Source organism: Pseudomonas sp. LBUM1659 (assembly GCF_059716045.1).
The window spans coordinates 5,247,427-5,267,766 of sequence record NZ_CP166797.1 but is presented as its reverse complement, the minus strand read 5'-3'; the positions used below and the strand labels follow the sequence as shown (position 1 = coordinate 5,267,766).

The 20,340-nt window shown below is 58.0% G+C and carries 14 protein-coding genes; 8 read left to right on the top strand and 6 right to left on the bottom strand.

The genetic code is table 11. From position 1 onward, the window contains the following. Positions 1 to 100: 100 nt before the first annotated feature. The 3 genes from ACA048_RS23900 to ACA048_RS23890 all read right to left on the bottom strand — a co-directional run bounded on the left by ACA048_RS23900 (position 101) and on the right by ACA048_RS23890 (position 4,999). Complete coding sequence (locus tag ACA048_RS23900) at positions 101 to 478, bottom strand: DUF6124 family protein (protein WP_497626568.1); 378 nt, start codon at positions 476 to 478, stop codon at positions 101 to 103. A gap of 514 nt (positions 479 to 992) precedes the next feature. Next, positions 993 to 3,401 carry a glucose/quinate/shikimate family membrane-bound PQQ-dependent dehydrogenase gene (locus ACA048_RS23895; RefSeq protein ID WP_497626567.1) on the bottom strand — a complete coding sequence of 803 codons (2,409 nt, stop codon included), beginning with the start codon at positions 3,399 to 3,401 and terminating at the stop codon, positions 993 to 995. A gap of 215 nt (positions 3,402 to 3,616) precedes the next feature. Next, positions 3,617 to 4,999, bottom strand: coding sequence for a carbohydrate porin (locus tag ACA048_RS23890; protein WP_497626566.1), 1,383 nt, complete (start codon positions 4,997 to 4,999; stop codon positions 3,617 to 3,619). A 285-nt stretch (positions 5,000 to 5,284) separates the two neighbouring features. Between ACA048_RS23890 and ACA048_RS23885 the strand changes: the two genes are divergently transcribed. Together ACA048_RS23885 and ACA048_RS23880 are read left to right on the top strand one after the other, a co-directional pair. After that, positions 5,285 to 5,515: a VF530 family protein gene (locus ACA048_RS23885; RefSeq protein ID WP_497626565.1), complete on the top strand. Its 231-nt coding sequence runs from the start codon at positions 5,285 to 5,287 to the stop codon at positions 5,513 to 5,515. A gap of 2 nt (positions 5,516 to 5,517) precedes the next feature. Continuing rightward, positions 5,518 to 6,156, top strand: a complete 639-nt coding sequence (locus ACA048_RS23880; RefSeq protein ID WP_497626564.1) for a Pr6Pr family membrane protein — start codon at positions 5,518 to 5,520, stop codon at positions 6,154 to 6,156. Positions 6,157 to 6,214: 58 nt separating this feature from the next. Here ACA048_RS23880 and ACA048_RS23875 read toward each other — a convergent pair whose 3' ends face one another. Continuing rightward, positions 6,215 to 7,000 (bottom strand): siderophore-interacting protein, encoded by a 786-nt coding sequence (locus ACA048_RS23875; RefSeq protein ID WP_497626563.1) that lies wholly within the window; start codon positions 6,998 to 7,000, stop codon positions 6,215 to 6,217. After that, positions 6,997 to 7,575: a PadR family transcriptional regulator gene (locus tag ACA048_RS23870; RefSeq protein WP_497626562.1), complete on the bottom strand. Its 579-nt coding sequence runs from the start codon at positions 7,573 to 7,575 to the stop codon at positions 6,997 to 6,999. Before ACA048_RS23870 ends, ACA048_RS23875 begins: the two co-directional genes overlap by 4 nt. A 498-nt stretch (positions 7,576 to 8,073) precedes the next feature. On the opposite strand from ACA048_RS23870, the gene ACA048_RS23865 reads away from it, so the two are divergent. From ACA048_RS23865 to ACA048_RS23840, 6 genes are all read left to right on the top strand, one after another. Then, positions 8,074 to 8,565 (top strand): CS1 type fimbrial major subunit, encoded by a 492-nt coding sequence (locus ACA048_RS23865; protein ID WP_497626561.1) that lies wholly within the window; start codon positions 8,074 to 8,076, stop codon positions 8,563 to 8,565. 109 nt (positions 8,566 to 8,674) lie between these two features. Then, positions 8,675 to 11,197, top strand: coding sequence for a TcfC E-set like domain-containing protein (locus ACA048_RS23860; RefSeq protein WP_497626560.1), 2,523 nt, complete (start codon positions 8,675 to 8,677; stop codon positions 11,195 to 11,197). Between the two features lie 41 nt (positions 11,198 to 11,238). Beyond that, the gene (locus ACA048_RS23855) at positions 11,239 to 11,979 is read left to right on the top strand and encodes a molecular chaperone (protein WP_497626559.1); all 741 of its coding nucleotides are present in this window, start codon (positions 11,239 to 11,241) and stop codon (positions 11,977 to 11,979) included. A gap of 3 nt (positions 11,980 to 11,982) precedes the next feature. Next, positions 11,983 to 12,483 carry a CS1 type fimbrial major subunit gene (locus tag ACA048_RS23850; protein WP_497626558.1) on the top strand — a complete coding sequence of 167 codons (501 nt, stop codon included), beginning with the start codon at positions 11,983 to 11,985 and terminating at the stop codon, positions 12,481 to 12,483. Between the two features lie 39 nt (positions 12,484 to 12,522). After that, positions 12,523 to 13,782: a hypothetical protein gene (locus ACA048_RS23845; protein ID WP_497626557.1), complete on the top strand. Its 1,260-nt coding sequence runs from the start codon at positions 12,523 to 12,525 to the stop codon at positions 13,780 to 13,782. A 49-nt stretch (positions 13,783 to 13,831) separates the two neighbouring features. Continuing rightward, positions 13,832 to 15,061, top strand: a complete 1,230-nt coding sequence (locus ACA048_RS23840; RefSeq protein ID WP_497626556.1) for a hypothetical protein — start codon at positions 13,832 to 13,834, stop codon at positions 15,059 to 15,061. Positions 15,062 to 15,132: 71 nt separating this feature from the next. Here ACA048_RS23840 and ACA048_RS23835 read toward each other — a convergent pair whose 3' ends face one another. Then, complete coding sequence (locus ACA048_RS23835; RefSeq protein WP_497626555.1) at positions 15,133 to 20,196, bottom strand: NEL-type E3 ubiquitin ligase domain-containing protein; 5,064 nt, start codon at positions 20,194 to 20,196, stop codon at positions 15,133 to 15,135. Positions 20,197 to 20,340 lie beyond the last annotated feature (144 nt).

Below are 20,340 nucleotides of genomic sequence, written 5' to 3'. Positions count from 1 at the left end.
CTGCTCGCGAATGCGGCATGACATTCAGTGTTGATGTCGACTGACACACCGCTTTCGTGAGCAGGCTCGCTCCCACAGGGGATTGGCTTCTGCTGGGGGATTAGCGGTGTGGTGAGGGTTTTGGTAGTTCGAGGTTATCCAGCATCCGGTTCGCCGCCAGTTCGGCCAGTATGACGATCTGCTGAATCGCCATGGCCGTGTTCCGGTGCGGGCCTTCCAGATAGGCGGCAAAATCGCTGGCCATCACACTGGCCTGGGCCAACGACTCACAGGTATGGGCCAAGAGGTCTTCGTCTTTGACATCCGGGGCGAGGATAAACATGGTGCTGGGTTTGCGGGTGGCCGGTGATTTGAGCGCAGCGGGGTTGAGGTAGTGATTCAAAGCGCGTTCTGCGGCTTCGTTGAGCTTTCTGGAATCGATGGATTCGTAGGGGGAAACGTCGTCGGTTTCGGGGGGACTTGGGGTTTCTTTGATCATGCTGAAGCTCCATTCGAAGATAGGGAGTTCGCCACGACTGCGACCAAGCAGTTGGGTGGCGAACCGTACGCAGGTTGGTCGACCAGGGAATGGAACCCGGCAGGGCCGAAGCCCTCCCACGCACAGCTCGCCATGAAGCAAGCACGAAAAGTGCGCCATTCTAAACCTGGGCGACCAAACCCGGTCGTTGAATTTGCAGCGACGGGTAAAGCCTATCTCCCTGCCTTCCGACACAACAACCGCCACAACCTGTCGGAATCCCCCTCGAAAACTGCTACGGCTGTAGGACGTCCACTGACTTTTCAGGCCGACCTCGATCCCTTGTAGGAGCTGAGCTTGCTCGCGAAGGCTGTTTAAAATTCAGCATTGAAGTCGTCTGACACACCGCTATCGCGAGCAAGCTCAGCTCCTACAAGGGGTCAGTTGTGTGTTGGGCATTGCACTTAAAAACCATCATCCATGAAAAAGGCGACCCCCTCTCAGGAGTCGCCTTTCCATTAACCGCCGCTAAACCTTACTCGGACAGTTTGTACGCCATCACGTAGTCACCTTGCTTGGTGCCCAGCGATCCATGACCGCCAGCAACAACCAGCACGTATTGCTTGCCGTCCTTGCCGGTGTAGGTCATCGGTGTCGTTTGCGCGCCGGCCGGCAGGCGGCCTTCCCACAACTGCTTGCCGTTTTTCATGTCGTAGGCGCGCAGGTACTGGTCAAGGGTGCCGCTGAGGAAGCCAACGCCACCGGCGGTTGTGAACGTGCCGCCCAGGCTTGGCACACCCATGCTCAACGGGATCGGTACCGGTGAGCTGTCGCGCACGGTGCCGTTCTTGTGCATCCAGATTTTTTCATGGGTGGTCAGGTCGACCGCGGCCACGTAGCCCCACGCAGGTGCCTGGCACGGCAGGCCCATTGGCGACAGGAGGGGTTCGAGGATCACGCCATAAGGCGCGCCTTTGTTTGGCTGCACGCCTTCGGTTTCGCTTTTGCGTGGGCCTTGGGCGGCGATTTCGGCGGCCGGGATCAGCTTCGATTTAAAGGCCATCCAGTCCGGGTTCACGAAAAGGATCTGACGCACTGGATCCACCGAGATACCGCCCCAGTCGAACACGCCGAAGTTACCCGGATAAACGATCGAACCTTGCAGCGATGGCGGGGTGAACGGGCCGTCGTAACGCAGGGATTTGAAAGTGATCCGGCAGACCAGTTGGTCGAACGGTGTCACACCCCACATGTCGCGTTCTTTCAACGGCGGCGGCATGAAGTTGAGGTCGGACTTGGGTTGGGTCGGCGAGGTGTGATCACCGGCGACAGCGCCTTGCGGCACCGGCACTTCGTTGATCGGCACGATCGCTTTGCCGGTGCTGCGATCCAGCACGTAGAGGCTGCCTTGCTTGGTGGACGCAAGCACCGCTGGCTTCACGCCGTCAGCGGTTTTCAGGTCCATCAGGGTTGGCTGGCCGCCGACGTCCATGTCCCACAGGTCATGGTGGGTGAACTGGAAGTGCCAGCGCACTTTGCCGGTTGCGATATCCAGGGCCGTCAGGCCGGCGGCGTGCAGTTCCGATTCCGGAGTGCGTGCGCCACCGAACTGGTCCGGGGTCTGGTTGCCCATCGGCAGGTAGAGCATGCCGAGTTTTTCATCGACCGCGAACATGGACCACATGTTCGGGGAGTTGCGGGTGTAGGTCTGGCCTTCGGCAATCGGCGTCGTGTCGTCCGGCTTGCCGCTGTCCCAGTTCCACACCAGTTTGCCGGTGTGCACGTCGAACGCGCGGATCACACCGCTTGGCTCGTCGGTGGAAACGTTATCGGTGACGTGACCGCCAATCACCACCAGGTCTTTGGTGACCGCTGGAGGCGAGGTGGAGTAGTAACCGCCGGCCGTGAAGCCGCCGATGTTGGCGCGCAGGTCAACCTGGCCCTTGTCGCCGAAGTCTTCACACATCTTGCCGGTGTCAGCGTTCAGGGCGATCAGACGGGTGTCGGCGGTCGGCAGGAAGATTCGGCGTGGGCAGGCATTCTCGACGGCGGCGCTGGCGCTGCCGGTCGGGCTCTGCTCGGAGGCGTAGACGGCGTCATCGTGATACGACACGCCACGGCAGGTCATGTGCGCCCAACCCTTGAAGTTCGCCGCGTTTTGCGTTGAGAGCTTCGGGTCGAAACGCCAGATTTCCTTGCCGGTGTCCGGGTCCAGTGCAATCACCTGGCTGTGCGGCGTACACACGTAGAGCATGCCGTTGACTTTCAGCGGGGTGTTTTCAGCGGTGGTCTCGCCCGGATCGTTCGGGCCCGGCAGGTCGCCGGTGCGGTAAGTCCAGGCCGGAACCAGCTTGTGCGCGTTGGCCGGGGTGATCTGCGCCAGGGGCGAGTAACGATCACCGTGGGCGCTGCGGCCGTAGGAATTCCAGTCACCGTCGGGCATGGCCGGCGCGGTGTTGGTCATGCCCGGCACGCTGTCGCGGTCCAGTTGGCCTTTGATTTCACCCGGGTTGGTGAACTGGCTGGCCAAGGCGGCCACGCCCGCCAGGACCACGGCGACGCTCAGGGCGCCGGTGCCCAGCGGTGCAGCGCCTTCGCGCAGCAGCGGACGGCGGAACCACGGCAACAGCATGACGAGGCCCAGCGCAAACAGCATCGCCAGACGCGGGACCAGTTGCCACCAATCAAGACCGACCTCCCACAAGGCCCACACGGTGCTGGCGAACAGCACCAGTGCGTACAGGCCCAGGGCGGCGCGATGGGCGAGGATCAGCAGTACGCCGGTCAGCGCCAGGCCGATACCGGCCAGCAGGTAATACAGCGAGCCGCCGAGCATGCTCAGCTTGATCCCGCCTGCCAGCATGGCCAGGCCCATTAGCAGAAGCAGAATGCCGAGCAGGGTCGGCAATAGACGGCTTCGACTCAAAGCACCATCAGTGCTCATAGTGTGGTTCTCCGTGACGTTTTAAGTAGTCCCGCGCAAGTTCACTGTAGATGACGATCTGGCGTGGGCATGGGTCAGTTGAAATCTGTTCGGTTGATGCATTCCCTTGTAGGAGCAGAGCTTGCTCGCGATGGCGGTGTGTCAGGCAGCATCAATGTCAACTGACACTCCGTCATCGCGAGCAAGCTCTGCTCCTACAGGTTTTGTGGTGTCGGTTAGAACGACGACTGGATCTTGATCCCGCCAATCAGCGCGTCGTCGACCTGGTCTACGCCTGCGGGGTGGCGGATGTATTGCAAGTTCGGGCGCACGGTCAGCCAGTTTGTGACGTGCACGCCGTAGTAGAGTTCGGCGCTGTATTCGGTGTCTTGCGGTGGCAGGAACGACGGGTCGTCGTAGTCGTAAGCGGCGTGCGCCTGATTGGTCGCTTCGGCGTTTTTGCGGTACGCCGGGTTGACGTGAACCCGGGCCAGGGCGAAACCGATGTCGTCTTTGGCGCGCGCATCGAACAAGCCTTTGTAGACCACGCCGGCCTGGACGTAGTTGTCGATGGCGTTGGTCTTCTTGTCGTGCATCGTGACGTTGGCAAACACGTTCAAACCACGGGAGTGATCGCTGGCGATGCTGGTCACTTGCTGCTGAATAACCAGCCACTCGCCATGCTTGCTCGATGCACTGCGATACGCCTCGCCACTCAGGGCGGCGGGCTGGCCATTGCTGTCCTTGTAGACATCGCTGGCATTGGCGCTGCTGTAGTAATAGCCGACGCGGTATTCGCCCGGCAGGTCATGAACCTTGGGCGACCACACCAGTTCCACTGGCAAAATCGCACCCTGGGTGCCGCTGCCACTGAGCTTGAAGCCGTTGCCGCGATCCAGGTTCGACGGGTTTTGCTCATAGGCGCCGACCTGCGCGTACAACTGCGGCGTGAGGTGATATTTGACGCGCATCGCCCACTGGCTGACGGGCCAGTTGTACCAGATGCCACCGACCCAGTTGCCGACTTGCGAGCCGCAGAACGCCAGGTTCTGGAAGTCGCAGGGGAAGCTGTTGAAGTCTTCGCCTTCACCGAAGCGACCGACCTTGATGTCGAGTTGCTGATCGAAGAATTTCTGCTGATACCACATCTGCGTCAGGCGCCAGGTTTGCCCACGCCCCCAGACTTCCTGAGCCGAAGTAAAGCCGCCCACACGCGGATCGTTGATCCGATCGTTGCTGATGTTATTGCCGTTGCGCTCGGTGAGGGTCAGCTGAAATTCGGCGTCGTCCCAACCGAGGATTTTCTGCAAGTCCAGGTGCGTGCCGAAGGCGAACTGATCGCTGTAACGTGCGGTGCGGTCATGGTCGTAGCCGCCGTGCAGATTGCTGCCCGTTTCGCCGGTGTAATCGACGTTGAAGTCGTAGCCTTTTTCCGAAAGTTCGGTGCGCGTGCCGTTCCAGTCGTCGAGCATCCACGGTGAACTGCTATCGAAGGCGGGAGCCGCCTGGGTGCCGGTGGCGAGGCCCAACGCGGTGAACCCTCCGATCAGGTTCAGGGCTTTTCGGCTGGCAACAGGCGTGAAGACAGCGCTGTCTCGCGAAGTTTGAAAGTAAGGCATAGAGAAGAAATTCGGGGTCTTTTTTCTAGGAAATAAACGGATTGCAGCAGGCATAAAGCAGTAGGCGGAAGCGTTTCAGCTTGGCGGGCGCAAGGATAATGTTCTGTTACAAATAGAGAAAGAGCTTTTACTGACATGGACCCTTTCGGATTTGGTAACAGTGGCGGGCGGCAGTCTTATCAAGGTCACCTACAGTTAGAGATAGCGCACACAGCGCTTCCACCCGATCACACCCTCGGCTAAGGTGCGCGGCTTCCCACTCCTTACACCGCTCGAAGGCCCTGCATGACCGAACAGAACAACAACCCGCTGCACGGCGTGACGCTGGAACAGATCCTCAACGCCCTGGTTGAACATTACGAATGGTCGGGGCTGGCCGAGCGCATTGATATCCGCTGCTTCAAGAGCGACCCGAGCGTCAAGTCGAGCCTGACATTCCTGCGCAAAACCCCGTGGGCCCGGGAGAAGGTCGAGCGCTTGTACGTCAAATTGATGCGCACCAAGCGACCGGTCTGAACATGCCGGGCTCGGCTGCGAGGCGTCGTTTTGTTGCCGTTGCGGCGCTGCTGGGCTGGTCGGGACTGGCCATTCAGCTGTACCTGATTCTCTATTCACGCTGGACTCTGGAAGCCAGTCTCATAGGTGGGCTGGTAAGCTTTTTCAGTTATTTCACCGTGCTGACCAACACACTGGTGGCGACGGTACTGACCTGTGAGTGGACGTCCCGCGAGTCAGCGGCGCGACGCTGGTTTTTACAGCCGTGGGTCAGCAGCGCGATTGCCGTGAGCATCGCCGTGGTGGGGCTGGCGTACAGCGTGTTGCTGCGACATTTATGGCATCCCGAAGGCTGGCAATTTCTGGCTGACGAATTGATGCACGACATCACGCCGCTGCTGTTTCTGGCGTATTGGTGGGTGTGTGTGCCCAAAGGCACGTTACGGCTGCGGCACATTGGCCTGTGGGTCATTTATCCGCTGGTGTACTTCACGTTTGTGTTGTGGCGCGGGCATCAGCTGGCGGTTTATCCCTATCCGTTCATTGATGTCGACAAGTTGGGTTATCCACAGGTGTTTGTGAATGCGGGGGGATTGTTGGCGGGGTTTGTGGTGGTTGCGCTGATGGTGATCGGGCTCGACAGATGGCAGGGTCGAAAGTGAATCTGAACTGTGGCGAGGGAGCAAGCTTCCTCGCCACAGGAACGTTGGCAACCTTTAGTTACTCCTCGTCACTGTCATCCAGCCGCCAGTAGCCGACGGCTTTGACGAACTGCTCATTCAGGCCGTGCTCATCGAGCAATACCCGACGGATCTGCCGCGACACCTTGCTCTCGGTCGCCACCCACGCATATAGATTGCCGCTGGGCACTTGCAGTTGCTTGACGGTGGTCAGCAGATTGTCTTTGCTCCCTTCGCGCAGTACCCAGATCACATCGACCTGTGCGGCGCTTTCCAGGCGTTGCTGTTCGGCACCGTTTTCCACTTCCACAATCACCAGCGCTCGGCGATTCGCCGCGAGGCCTTCGAGGCGACGGGCGATGGCGGGCAGGGCGGTTTCGTCGCCGATCAGCAGGTAGCTGTCGAACATGTCCGGCACGATCATCGAGCCGCGTGGCCCACCGATGTGCAGGTACTGGCCGGGCCTGGCTTGCTCGGCCCAGGTTGAGGCAGGGCCGTCGCCGTGCAACACGAAATCAATGTCCAGTTCCAGGGTGTCGAGGTCGTAGCGACGCGGTGTGTAATCGCGCATCGCCGGCGTCGGCCCGTTGTCTTTGCCGGCACCGAATACCAGCGTTTCCAGTGCCGCTTGCTCCGCTGCGTTCTGCGGGAACAGCAGTTTGACGTGGTCGTCGGTGCCAAGGCTGACGAAGCCGGCCAGCTCCGGCCCGCCCAAGGTGATCCGGCGCATACGCGGCGTCAGGTCGACCACGCGCAACACTTCCAGGCGACGGCGTTTGATCTCATGCATGACTCGGTGGATGGATTGCACGATCACTTCAGTCATTCGGTTTTCTCCTGAGCAGGTTGAACGGCAGGACCATCGACGATGGCTTTTGCAGTGTTGTTGAGCAGGTCGCGCACCCGCAGGATTTCTTCCGGGCTCCAGCGGCCGTGATGCATCTGCAAGGCGTGGCGCAAGTTGTGCACAGCCTCGTGGATCTCGGGCGGGCGGTCATGACCGCGCAGCGAGCGCTTGCTGACCTCGATGCGCATGCGCACGCCGTCCAGCGCAATGGCTTGTTCGGTCAGCGACAGGCGCCCGGCGTCGGTGACGCTGTAGCGTTTTTTCCCGCCCTCGGCGTCGCCCAAAATCATTTCGCTTTCTTCAAGAAAGGTCAGGGTCGGGTAGATCACACCGGGGCTGGGGCTGTAGGCACCGTCGAACATGCTTTCGATCTGGCGAATCAGGTCGTAGCCATGGCAGGGCTGCTCGGCGATCAGCGCCAACAGCAGCAGTTTCAGATCGCCGGTGGCGAACACTCGTGGTCCGCGTCCACCGCGTTCACGGCCGGGGCTTGGGCGTTTTTCGAAGCCGTCACGGCTGTCGCTGTGCTCTCGATGGGAATGATGGTCTCTCATTTTTCGTCTTCTCTCGTGGTCTTTAGATACAACTTAAGATATATCTTTGCGAGAAAGCAAGACACCAGGACGAACGGTCCACGGAGCAGGATGGCATGCGCTGGCAGGCACACGACCGTCGAGAGTGATACGAAGTTTGCTATTTTAGAGTAATTAAACTAATTGTAAGTTGCTGCTGATTATCATTGGCTTGTTATTGCGTGGTCAGTAGTATTGTTCTGACGGAAGTTTGATTGGATATTGCCTGTGTGCTTTTTTAATTGAAACTGTGTGTAGTATCTGTCTGAGGGTAAAACAATTAATTTTTTGTTTTTCTGACTTTTTTCCTTCTATTCAAAAGCCATTCTTACTACATGTTCTTCGGAACTTACGTACTTACTTTCTCGGGCAATTGGCCGATCATTCTCTGGCGTCGAAAGTTAAGCCAGAACGCGATGAGCCGTACTGGCTTGTTCAGACTTTTTCGGCCCAATCCTTTGAAAAGACAGGTACTCAACAATGTTCAATAAGTTTGCAATCGCCGTCCCGATGACCCTCCTGGCACTGAGCACTTCTATGGCGTTCGCTGCGGAAGAAGCGCGCACCACCATCAACATCAGCGCCACCATCCCAAGCAAGGTTTTCCACGCTCAGCCTCGCAATCCTGACTTTGGTAAAGATGAAAGAATGGCCTACGTGCTGGGTGCGGGTACATTGACGCCAGTGCGTGCGACTTACGACGTTCAGCACACCAACGGTTCGGTCGGCGCTTATGTTGAAGGCGGACCACAGCCGTTGTCCAACGGTGCCAACACCATCCCGCTGACCTACACCTTCAACGGCACAACCCTGACAGGCGTTTCGCAGGAAGTGGTAGGCGACACCGAGTCCAACGGCGGCATGCAGGCGGACCTGGTGATCGCCGCCGCCAAGCCATCCGACAGCCAGAATGGTTTGTACACCGCCACCCCGGTGGTGATATTCGACGCTATCCCACGTATTACCCAGTAATACGGTTATGAACTAAGGCCTGGCCTTATTTGATAACGCTTGCCGGTCGACAGGCAACTTCTGCCTGTCGATCGGGTTTTAACGTGTTTATATTCAGAGTATTTCGTTCATGTTCCCGATGACTCCCATCGCGACGGCGCTTGCCCTGCTTTGTTGCGCAACCGCTTTGGCCGCACCAGCAGATAACGCGTATACCCCTCGAAGTCTGTTGGCGCAAGCCAAGGGTTTGCCAACCGAGTTTGAAGAGCACTTCTTTGATGTGCCGCTGGCGGTGCGCGTGGAACTTGATAGCCAGTTTCTCGGTGAGGCGATGGTCGTGTTAACGCGCGATGATCGCATTACCCTCGTTGACTTCACGGATGTCAGCGACAGCCAGTTCAAACCCAGTGAGCGAGACATTTGGTCGAGCTATCTGAAACAAGGCGTGGCCCTCGGCAAATGCGAGGCCAAATGCCCCGAGCAATTGCTGGCCGTGCATTACAGCCTTGAAAACTCATTGGTCTCGATTCTCACGCAAAACGCTGAGCGTGACGATCAGGTGCAACGCTATTACAACCTGCCTGAGGGAGGCAGCACTGGATTGATCGTGCGCAACCAGTTGAACCTTAACGGCGGCCAGGGCCAGGACCTCGGCGGGCGCTATGGTCTGGAGGCCAGCAGCAGCCTGGGTAATTGGACCCAAGCGGTCAATGTTCAGTGGTCCCGGCTGGGCGGCCTGGATAACACGCTCTACCACGCTGTGAACGAGCTTTATACCCAGCGCGAACTGGAAGGCGATTTCCTGCGCCTGGGTTATTTCACCCCCTCATCCGAGGGCCTGTCCCGCCAGCCGCGCACCTTTGGCACCAGCCCCGATACGGCTTTGGGCGTGATGTATGGCAGCTCCGACAGCCTGGCGGTCAACAACCCGAAAGCGGCGGTCTATCCGATTTACGTCACCGCCAATCGGCAAGGGTCGGTGGAGATTTATCGCGACGGTTTGATGATCAATACCCAAGCGGTGCCCGCCGGTTTGCAGACCCTCGATACCCGTCCGCTGCCGGGCGGAATATACGAAGTGGAAGTACGCCTGATCGAAGACGGCCAGATCACGTCCAGCACCCAGGAACTGATCTACAAACCCAGCAACTGGCGCAACCACGACGAACGCTGGCGCTACAACCTGTTCGCCGGGCGTGAATCCGGATTGCTCAGCAACTGGGATCAACCCGACGATGGCGACATGACCGCCGGTGCCGCGTTCAACTACCTGTTGCACCCGCGAGTGATCCTCGGCCTGACCGGCCGGCAGGTGCGCGATAGCCTGCAACTCGGCACATCGGTGGACTGGGCCATCGTCAATAACGCCAGCCTGTATGCCAACGTCTACCAGACCGAAGATTACGGCACCGGTCTCGACGTGCAGGGGCTCTACTCTTATGGCAGCGGCAGCCTTGTCGCCAGCTATAACCGCAGCTGGCTCGACACCACAAAACTGTATGACACCCTGCCCGATGGCACGCGGGTACGGCAGCCCAACGTGTTTATCGGGCAAACCAGTAACTCTTCGTTGTCGATCAACCATCGACTGACCAGCAAAAGCTCGGTCAATGCGCGGGTCTCCTACAGTGAGGGCAACACCAATGGCACCGGGGTGGATCTGGGATGGACCCAGCGGACCCGGCTGTTTGGCAGCGATGCCAATTGGCGATTGTCACTGTTCGATCGGCCGGGCAGCATCAGTTCGGATGACGAGCGCAACCGTGGTGTCGACCTGAGCGTCAACATTGCCTTGGGCGGTCCCGGTGAACAGATCTCCGGCAGCATCGGCTCGCGAACCGCTCGTGAGGGCGGCCGGGATAACAACGCCTCGGTCACTTACCGCAAAGACTTGCAGGATCACATTCTGCAAAGCGTGTCCGCCACGGCCATTACCGATATCTACGGCATCGGCTTGAATACGATGGCAACGATGCAATCGGACCTGGTCAACGGCGATGGTTTCATTCAACGCTCATCGTTCAGCAATGACTTCACCGGTGGCCTGAACCTGGACAGCACCGTGGCCGTCGGCGCGCGGAAGATGGTCGTGACCAGCCAGTACCACCGCAACGGCGCGGGCATGATCATCGATGTGGAATCGGATATCGAAGACATCGCTCTGCGTGCCGACGATTTGAGTGGCGGCAGTGCGATCCTCAAACCGGGGCGCAACTTCTTACCGATCACGGCCTACAAAAGCAGCTCCGTCAGTTTCGATTTCGAAGGTAACCATGTCCCCGCAGCGACCATCCAGCCGGCTCGTTCCAGTTATCACTTGAACAAGGGCGGCGTGGAGTATCGCCAGATCAAGGTCATGAGAACCCTCACCGTGCTCGGTCGCCTGATCGACTCTCAGGGCAACCCGCTCAAGGGCCATCACATCATCAACCATGCCAGTCGTGGCGTGAGCGAAGTGGACGGTTTCTTCTCCATGGAAATGAACGCGGGTTCACCGACCCTGGAAGTGCGTCACGGCAATCAGCTGCTGTGCCAATTCCGCCTCGACCCGAGCCTGGGGCGCACTGAAAACAACGTGCTGATGATCGGTGATCTTCGGTGCACGCCGGATACGTTGGCGGACGCAAATTTTATGGCCCGGTCGGAAGGTTGATGACCCGGTTCAAACGTGATTGATCTACGAGGTAAAGGACTATGAAGCGCCTGTTGGCACTGTTTGGTTATTGCTTGTTCACCACTGCGGCACATGCTGCCCCGAGCATTAATATCGGCACCGTTTATGACTACCTGGACGGGGACAAAAGTACCTATCTGAAGCGCGTGTTCAACGGCGGCGACAGCACCGCATTCGTCAAGGTCAACATTCTCGAGATCCTCTATGCCGCCGACGGCACCTCACAGGAAGTGCCGCTCAAGACCCAAGCCGACGGCAGTGCTCGCGATGGCTTGATGGCCAGCCCGGCACGGTTGATCGTGCCGGCCAATGGCATGCAAGGCACGCGCCTGCTGTACATGGGTGAGCGTGACAAAGAGCGCTATTTTCGGGTGCGTTTCGTCCCGGTGGTGCCGGAAAAAGAAGATGAATTTGCGGTCTCCAGCGAAGAGCGCGAGGACTACAAGAAAGCGCTGTCGGCCGGGGTCACCGTGCTCGCCGGTTACGGTGCGGTGTTTTTTGTGCGGCCCAAGGAGACACGTTTTGACAGCGTGATCGAAAACGGCGCGGGCAACTATGTGATCCGCAACAACGGCAACACGGTGGTGGTGATCGATGAGTTCAAGGACTGCTCGATCAAAAACGAACAGGACTGCCAGCCCACCACCAAACATCACATTCTGGCCGGGCGGACTTTTCAGTTCGAGAAGCAGGCCGGTCGTGAATACCGTTTCACCCTGGTTGAAGGCGAGCGCAGCAAAAAGCTCGATGTGAAGGGATAACCCATGTTCAAGAAACTGACCGTCGTGCTGTTGTCGGCCGCTGCCGCGTGGGCAAGCAGCTGCGCTTTTGCCGCCAGAGAGGTGCATCAGTTCGAAGTGTTCGTGACGATTCCGACCCAGGCTTTTTACGTCATTCCGGCGGACCCTGGCTGGATTCATCGGGAGCAACAACTGCCGTGGAATTTGACGGCGTCGACACTGGGCAGCTTGCGCAAACATTTCGATGTCAAGAATGAAGCAGGCTCCATCGAAGCCCGGCTGGAGGGTCGGCCGTATCTGTCCAACGGTACCGATGCCCATGACATTGGCCTGCGCGTGTTGTTCAACGGCACGTTGTTGAATGAGCGGGAAAACACCGAAGTGGTGTCATTGACCGAAGCGGCACCGGGCAAACGCGTCCTGCTGGAAATCGTGCCCGTGCCGCCCGGCGATGGGGTTTACAAGCCCGGTAGTTATTTTGGCAGCGTCAACCTGATCTTCAACGCGGTACTGCCGGGTGCTTGAGGCCGGATGTGATCGCCTGACTCTACGAGGCAATAAAGGATGAACTGTTCAACCGCGTTCAATCGAAGTGTGCGTTGCTGCGTGGGGGTAGGGCTTTTACTCGGCACTTTCTGGTCTTCGGCCTGGGGTCAGGAGGTGTCGATTCAAGCCTCGTTCAAACCGGACTCGGCCTATCCGCAGCTCAATCAATTCAAGAATGACACGCCTTCCAGCGGTTACTGCGCCATTTATCCCGGGCAATGCACGAATAACCGGATGTTCAGTCTGCAAGTGCCGATTCAGTTCGACTCCAGTGCACCGATTGCAGCCGACCATGGAGATGTCCGCCAAGGGGCGATGATCAAAGCTCCGGTGCTGTGGCGAGAGTTGACGGTCATTCATGAGTCCACGGGTGAACCGGAGACTGTAAAAGTTCGTATTGTAGGGGTGGGCTCGAGATATGAGACTGAGGATGTGATCAGCCTGGTGGGAGGGGGAGGCGACGATTATCGATTAGCCCACAATCAGTTATGGGGGCTGAGTTGGGTAAACGCGCCATCGCCTTGCCAATACAGTGGCGTTGGCGCGTACTCGAACACGACGTATCGGTTTTTCTGGAAAACGCCGACTGACGGCATCTGTCAAAAACAGGCGAAGTTCAATGTACCCTGGCTGCGCTACGAGCATCTCGACTTTGCCTATGAACTGGTGACGCCGAATCCGCTGGGCATGTCTTCGGGAAAGTACCGTGGCAGCCTGACGTACACCGTCGGCCCCAACAGTGACTTTGATATGGGGGATGTGATGGTGCCCAATAGTTCGACCCTGAGCTTGAACTTCACGCTGGACGTGCAACACACCCTCAAGGTCGAGGTGCCGCCGGGTGGCAATCAGGTTGAGCTGGTCCCTCAGGGCGGTTGGCAGTCCTGGCTGACACAAGGACGCAAACCGACGCGTTTGTTCAGGGACCAGACGTTCAATATCTCGGCCAGTTCGCGGTTCAAAATGAAGCTGGAATGTTCTCTTTACAATGGTGACGGTTGCGGATTGCGAGATACCGTCACTGAGGATAATAGGGCGCCATTGCGAGTAAGCGTAAGTCTACCCCACGGTTTGACCGACGCGGGTGGGCAACCCGTCAGCCGTCGGTTGTTAACCTGGAAAGAGGACTTGATGTTTCAGCCCGGTTTCTATGTGGACCGCAAACCCGGAACGTTGCACTTTGAAGTGCCGCCGGAGGCCATGGCCTACATGATCGAACCGGGGCAGTCCCGACAATACAGGGCCAGGGTCACGGTGATCTGGGATTCGGATATCTAGTGCGTGGACGAAGGTCGGCGATAAAAATTTGGCAAGGAGTGGTTGAGTCATGAAGGCAATAAGGACATTGAAATCCCCAGGCTCCTGGGTTTTGGCAGGCATGCTGTCAGGTGTGTTTACGGCGCCGGCCTCGGCCGCCACCGTGGAGATGACCGCCGTGTTCCGGCCTGATCCGTCCAATCCCATGCAGAATGCTTTCGAGAACACGACACCGCAGGGTGGTTATTGCGGCGATCATCCGGAGTATTGCAAGAACGGTGTCTTCAGCCTCGCGCTGCCGATCCGGTTCAGGTCGGCTTCGGCTATCGAACCACTGCATGGTGAGCGTCAGGGGCCGATGTTTCGGGTGCCGTCCTACTGGAAGGATGTTCCTGTAGTCCATGACCAGACCGGTGAGTCGGAGGTGGTTAGAATTCGTGTCAACGGAATCGGCGCGGCCTATACGATCAAGGATCCACTGCCAGAGGGCGTTTGGGTGAGTCCTTGGCAATATGCGCCACCGCCTTGCGGTTACGGCGGTGTGGGTTATGGGAATTCTCGTTATTTTGCTTTTTTCTGGTTAGTCCCGGAAAACGCGGGGAGCTGTGCCAAGCAAGCTCAGAAGCCCATCCCTGAGGACCTTGCGTTCGCCTACCAGGACGCAGGATTTTCATATCAGCTCATAACGCCCAATCCTCTGCAAATGAGTGCGGGCACTTACAGAGGGGTATTGAACTACTCCGTGGGGCCCAACAAAGACTTCGACATGGGCGATGTGATGTTGCCCGATGACGATTTGATTACCCTTAACTTCTCCTTGCTTGTCGAACATACCCTGAAAGTCGAAATCCCCCCCGGCGGCGACAAGGTTCAGTTGGTGCCAGCCGGCGGCTGGCAAAACTGGTTGCAACAAGGGCGCAAACCGGTGCGGCTGTTCCGTGATCAGACCTTCAATATTTCGGCGTCGTCGCGCTTCAAGATGCAAGTGGAGTGCGAAATTCCCGGGCTGGTCGATTGCATGATTCGCGACCCCGTTTCACAACGCGCAGCCACGGTACAGCTCAGTGTCAGCCTGCCCCATGGCTTGACTGACCTGACCGGGCAACCGGTCAAGCGCCAACCTTTGCACATCGGTCAGGTGAATGCGCAAGCGTTCAAGCCCGGGTTCTACGTGGATCGGGCTCCCGGTGTTCTGCACTTCGAAATTTCCTCCTATTACGTGAGTTACATGTTGCAGCCCGGTGTAGCGGCCAACTATGCCGGGAATATCACCGTGATCTGGGACTCGGAAGTGGGGTGAGAACCTCGTGGCTCCCGGTTTGAAGCCAAGGCCCTGAGGGCTGTTCAAACAATCGCCTTCAGGGCTGCTTTTTACTGCCCGGCTTTTTGCAGCGCCGCTCGGGTCAACCGCCTGGCCAGTTCTTTTTCGGCATAAGCGATGTCGACGATCATCGTGTCATAAAAATCGTCGGTCATTTCGGCCCCGGTGAACACTGCGCTCTGCGGGACATCGAGTTGCCCGGCGAGGTCCACCAACCGCTGCCGGAACAGGCGTCTTTGCATCATTGAGGCGCCGTGGGATCGTACCCAGGTATGTTGCGCCGAGCGTAGATCCTGAAGGAGGCCGGTCTTGCCATCGTATAACCTTGCGTTGGCACTGAACTCTCTCGGGTAAGTGTCCCGCAGGTATTTCTCCCAGAAGGGGTGATCGAGCATTCCATTGAGCAGTCCGTCGCCTTCCTCCATCGCAATAACGGTGTCAAAGGCCGTATCGAGGGTCTTGGCGCTCACCCCGGCCGTGGGTTGATACAGCATCGTTTCCGATTGCCACGGCAAACCGAGGCGTTGCGCAAGGCCTGTCTCGTAAGCCAGGTACACCTCAACCTCATCCGGGTTGCCCGGTCGGCTGCCGAAATCGGCACGCGCGATGTCATCCACCCGCGTCAGACGAGCGGCGCCTTTTGCCAGGGTCACCAGTTTGTTTTCAAGAACGTCGGCGGAGGTCGACAAGGCTTGGGCCTCGGAGACGAGGACTTTGATCCCCATGTTATTGAAGACCTGGGCACCCGCATCGGCGCAGGTGGTGGGCGTGGTGGCCATTTCGAACAAGTCTTTGCGCAGGTCGCTGTCCAGATCGATGGCTTCGATCATTCGCCAGACCCGCCCACTGAGTTGCTCGCGCAATTCGCCCCCGGCCCGGTAATCGGCCGACAGCGTCAGCTTGTGGATCAAGGTGAAGAACCCTGCGGAACCGGGCTCGGTCAGCACATCGTGCCACGCCTCTTGCCTGAAAGTACCCAGCCCGACGGCACCGTTGCTCCACCAATGGGAGTCATCCGACATCGGCCATTGATTGATCGCGTGCGCGGCAGCGGGGGAATAGGGTTGAGTGGGGCTCAGTCCCACCGACCTTCGGTAGTCTTCATAGGCGATGCGGTTGGCGTCCGAGAGAGACGTCGCGAAAAGCCGCGTACGCGCCACGATGCGCGCATGATCGGAACCTGGGATGACTGTCGGTATGTTGCTGAGCGGGTTTTCCTGCAGGTCCAGGAGAAAGCCTCGCGGGCGATGTTTCTTGAAGAGGCCTTCAGGCCAGGTGGTTGCGCCGGTGTTGCTCAAACTCAGAATTCTCAGCTTGGACATTCGCTCCACATTGGGCAGCATTCCCAACTGCGGGTTGTCATCGAGCCTGAGTGTTTCCATGCGGGTCAGGTGTCGCAGTTGCTCGACCGAGGACGCTGTCAACCGGATCCGGTTGTTCATCAGGCGCAGGGTTTGAAGGAAATGCATCTTGCCGATACCGTCTGGCAACTGAGTCAGCTGGCAGCGCCTGGCGCTCAGTTGCCGAAGGTGCGGGAAGTCTTTCAGCAGGCCGGTGGAGCTTGCGGAAAAGCTCGTGCGGTCCAGATTCAGAGTGCTGACCTGGTCGAGGTAGTACTTGAGATCGGGCAGTTCTTTCCACCACCGCTCCAGATCATAACGGTTGAACTCCGTCGACAGGTCCAGCGCATAACCCCCTTCGAGGGTGGTACTGCGCTCGCCGAATACGGTCGCTTTTCTTTCGAAACATTGCATGAGCCGCTCGGAAATGTGTAATCCGCCACCGTTTACAAATCCCTGTCGATCCGGGCCCCAGGCCTCAGGTTGCTGATACCGCCATTTGTTCAGCGCCACACGCAGCTTGTCGAGGTCGCGGTCAAGTCGTTCGAGGGTCTTAAGGGCTTCGTCTTGTGCACCCAGGGAGCGGACAAACGTGCTGACCTCCCTTTCGTTCAGGTGAGGGTAAATATCCTGCACCCTTTCCGTCGGGGTCGCGCCGGTTCTGGAAATGACCGGGCCGCGCAACAGCAACACATTCTCGGGGTCCGGGACGGGACGGATTGGCGGCGCGGCGAGCGCGGTTCGACGCTCGGCGGGTGTCTCGGTTTTTGCCATCACCCATTGTTTGAACAGCGGTCCCTGGCCGTCGCGGTAGCCCCATTGCGCTCGTTTGGCCGCTGACAATGCGTGGAGGATCGACTCATAAAAATCGCCGGCTTCCTGCAGTTTATTGTTTGCGCCGTCGCGTACCTCGTAGCCTGCGAACTCATCCCTGACCAACAGCCGGACACTCGAAGCCTCCTCTGCGCCGACACTGCACCGCAGTGGCCCGTCATAGCTGCCGTCATGGATTTCGATGCGCAAATCACCGAGGGTGTCGGTGTGTAGCCTGAGCGTGTTCAGGACCAGGCTTTCGGTATCCGGAGTCAACAGCGCATCGTCATGAAAGCCCTCATAGGCATGGCTGGTTCGTGCCTCGAATGCCGCTTCGCGGGCCTGGTTTTTCAGACGTAACGGCAGGCGCTGTTCTTGGGTCATGCGCGCAAGCTCACTCTCACTGGCGCTGCTCAGCAGTGTCTGTGCGGCGCGGGTCGGCAGTTCCGGGAACGCGTAGCGAAGTAGTTGAACGTGCGGGTCATACGAGGTTTCCCCCGCCTGGTACAGCTGAGTGAAGATGTCCGCCTTGAGGCGGTCTGCCTCGTCAGCCAATCGATTACGCAGGGACTGCACTCGCTCACCCTTGGCGATTCCCGGGCCGAGCAGGGCCTGAAGTTCTTCTTCACTCAGGAAGTCGACGAGGCGTTGCGGCAGTTCGCCGCTCAAGACATGGGGAAGGCTGGTGCTGAGGGTTTGTTCGTTCGTCGCCTCGGTATTGCCGTATTGGCGGAAGGGTCCTGTCATGCCAGCGTCTTCGAACACTTTCAGCGTCTTGTCCGAAGGCCAACCCTCCAAGTAGGTCGCCAGCGGCTCGAACCAATAAGAGGATGGATCGAGGGGCAGACCGCTACGGATGCGTTCAATCGCCTGTTCGGTCTGTCGCTGGATTTTCAAACGCTTGAGGCTGTCATCCAGCAGCGGTGGCGGCGCACTGTTGTCCATGTACATCCGGCGTAGTGCATTGTCCTCGGTGCCGCTGGCGACGCGAGTCCGCTCCAGTTCCGCGTCGCTCAAACCGTCCACGGCATGCCCAAGACGACGCATCAGTGTCGGGCTTTCCCAGGTTCGCGGGTTCTCGGCTTCATGAGTCCAGGTACCGCGACCGTTGTGTTTCAACTCGGGTAAATAGGTGTCGGTGCGGTGAGGGTGCTTGACGCGATAGTTGCCTGTTTTCGGCTCTTGTTGCACGGCGTATTGTTTTTTATCCAACGGCAAAATGTCCTGGCCCTGGTGTGAATGCAGGCCCTGCTCATTGGGTCGGGAGTCAGCCGGCAACGTGAAGTCCGGCAGTTCGTAGGGTTTGAGGTCGGGATGCCACAGGCGGGACTGGCCGCTGGGGAGTTCCACCGGTTTCATGCCTTCGATCAACGGCGAAAGCTTCAGACGAGCCAATTGGGCAATCTCCTGACCGGCGGCCAAGGCCGCCAGCTGAACGACATCGGTCACCACCCCGACGATATGTTCGGCGGCTTCAATCCATAACCCTTCGGCCAGGTCCACGATGGATTCGATCACGTCGTTGGCGAGTTGATAGGCGGTGTAGGCCATCATTAACTCGCCCAGGAACGGCACGAACGGCGTAATGACCATCAACGCAACGTTGAAAATGTCAGAGATGATTTTCTTGAAGTTATCCCACCAGGCCCAGCGAGCATTGCTGTCCGTATCGGCGGTGGACACGGCAATAGATCTGGCATCGTTGAGAATCTTGTTGAGTTTTTGCTGATAGAGATGTGTCCACACATCACCGATGATCATCTCGGTTTGAAAATGCAGCCTGGGGTGAGGCACCGGCTCCTCGCGCCATGGCGGACGCTGATCCAGCGGCTCTTTTTTGTGCCACTGAATCTCAGTCAGATTCTGTTCGAGTTCGGCGAAAAATAGTCCGCGTTGTTGATGAGGGACGAATTGACTGAAGAATTGGCGATAGGTCATACCGCTCGATTCGATGAGTTTGTTTTCCCGCAGTTGGCGGATCAACTCGTTCAGGAAGTCAGGGAGCGACGGGTACGCCTTCAGCGGATGTTCGGGGTCTTGCGGCACATAGGCAATCACTTGCTCGGCCTGCCATGTCCGGTCCAGATCCGGGGCGATCAGGACGATGCCGGTCAACGCCGTGTCCAGCATTGAAAGTTGGTGAAACCGTTGGGTCTTGCCTTTGAGCCGGAGGTGTTGCCGGCCATCGAGCATCCCCATCACTACATCCCGGGTGTAGGGGGCGATATCGCCGGTCATCACCGCCAGTTGCGCCGCGGCTTTGAACGCGGCTTTCTGGCTATTGACCACCTTCCTCTGCAAGACGGTTTTGGCAACGGCATCACCCGACAACAACACGCTTTCAAGGTGTTCAGTGTATTTGGCGCCAATGTCCAGTTCGCGACACAGGGTCTGGAACTGGGCGATGGACATCTTGCGTTTGATTGGTTTGATGTCGAACAGCCCACGTTCATCGGGTTGGCTGATGAAATCCGAATCGGCTTCGCAGGTTTCAGAGCGTGCGAAGTTGTGCAGTGCGGCGTCCAGCAGAGAAACAGTTCGGGTGACAACACCTTTTGAAATGTCTATGACGTACCACGGCTGTTGCTTGGGTAAATAAAGATGCAGGAATGTTGTTTTGACGTCGTCCTCGACGCCATAGTGTTTCTTGAGTGCGGCCCTCAATAAGGGTTCGGCAAACTCATAAACATTCTGCAACTTATCAAGCAGCCGGTCGATGCTGTTGTGTTCGGTCCACAGTTTCAGATTGGCATCTTGTAACTGGCTGTGATCGTACGGTGAGGCGGTTGTTATCCAACTCGCGGGGCTTATTCGCGCGGCACTTAGTTCCCTGGCTCTTATGAGTGATGAGCTTTTGAACACGAGAGGGATGCGGCTCTTGATAAACGCGTAGTGACGGCCACTGTCGCCAAGTGTGTCCGGATCTTGATCTGCGGATATACGTCCTTGTAAGTCAGGCATTGTTCTAATAAACCTTGAGCGTTGATAGGAGCTTCCAGCCTACCTTTCATCGCTAAAAGTTAAAGTTTGAATAACTGCTGTTAAGTCAGAGTTCGTCCTTGAAAAAATATTGAAATTATCAATGTCGAAAATAATTATGTACCA

Excerpts from the sequence above, each read along its gene's own strand:
- ACA048_RS23900 (WP_497626568.1), bottom strand. The coding sequence starts at position 478 with ATGATCAAAGAAACCCCAAGTCCCCCCGAAACCGACGACGTTTCCCCC.
- ACA048_RS23895 (WP_497626567.1), bottom strand. The coding sequence starts at position 3,401 with ATGAGCACTGATGGTGCTTTGAGTCGAAGCCGTCTATTGCCGACCCTG.
- ACA048_RS23890 (WP_497626566.1), bottom strand. The coding sequence starts at position 4,999 with ATGCCTTACTTTCAAACTTCGCGAGACAGCGCTGTCTTCACGCCTGTT.
- ACA048_RS23885 (WP_497626565.1), top strand. The coding sequence starts at position 5,285 with ATGACCGAACAGAACAACAACCCGCTGCACGGCGTGACGCTGGAACAG.
- ACA048_RS23880 (WP_497626564.1), top strand. The coding sequence starts at position 5,518 with ATGCCGGGCTCGGCTGCGAGGCGTCGTTTTGTTGCCGTTGCGGCGCTG.
- ACA048_RS23875 (WP_497626563.1), bottom strand. The coding sequence starts at position 7,000 with ATGACTGAAGTGATCGTGCAATCCATCCACCGAGTCATGCATGAGATC.
- ACA048_RS23870 (WP_497626562.1), bottom strand. The coding sequence starts at position 7,575 with ATGAGAGACCATCATTCCCATCGAGAGCACAGCGACAGCCGTGACGGC.
- ACA048_RS23865 (WP_497626561.1), top strand. The coding sequence starts at position 8,074 with ATGTTCAATAAGTTTGCAATCGCCGTCCCGATGACCCTCCTGGCACTG.
- ACA048_RS23860 (WP_497626560.1), top strand. The coding sequence starts at position 8,675 with ATGTTCCCGATGACTCCCATCGCGACGGCGCTTGCCCTGCTTTGTTGC.
- ACA048_RS23855 (WP_497626559.1), top strand. The coding sequence starts at position 11,239 with ATGAAGCGCCTGTTGGCACTGTTTGGTTATTGCTTGTTCACCACTGCG.
- ACA048_RS23850 (WP_497626558.1), top strand. The coding sequence starts at position 11,983 with ATGTTCAAGAAACTGACCGTCGTGCTGTTGTCGGCCGCTGCCGCGTGG.
- ACA048_RS23845 (WP_497626557.1), top strand. The coding sequence starts at position 12,523 with ATGAACTGTTCAACCGCGTTCAATCGAAGTGTGCGTTGCTGCGTGGGG.
- ACA048_RS23840 (WP_497626556.1), top strand. The coding sequence starts at position 13,832 with ATGAAGGCAATAAGGACATTGAAATCCCCAGGCTCCTGGGTTTTGGCA.
- ACA048_RS23835 (WP_497626555.1), bottom strand. The coding sequence starts at position 20,196 with ATGCCTGACTTACAAGGACGTATATCCGCAGATCAAGATCCGGACACA.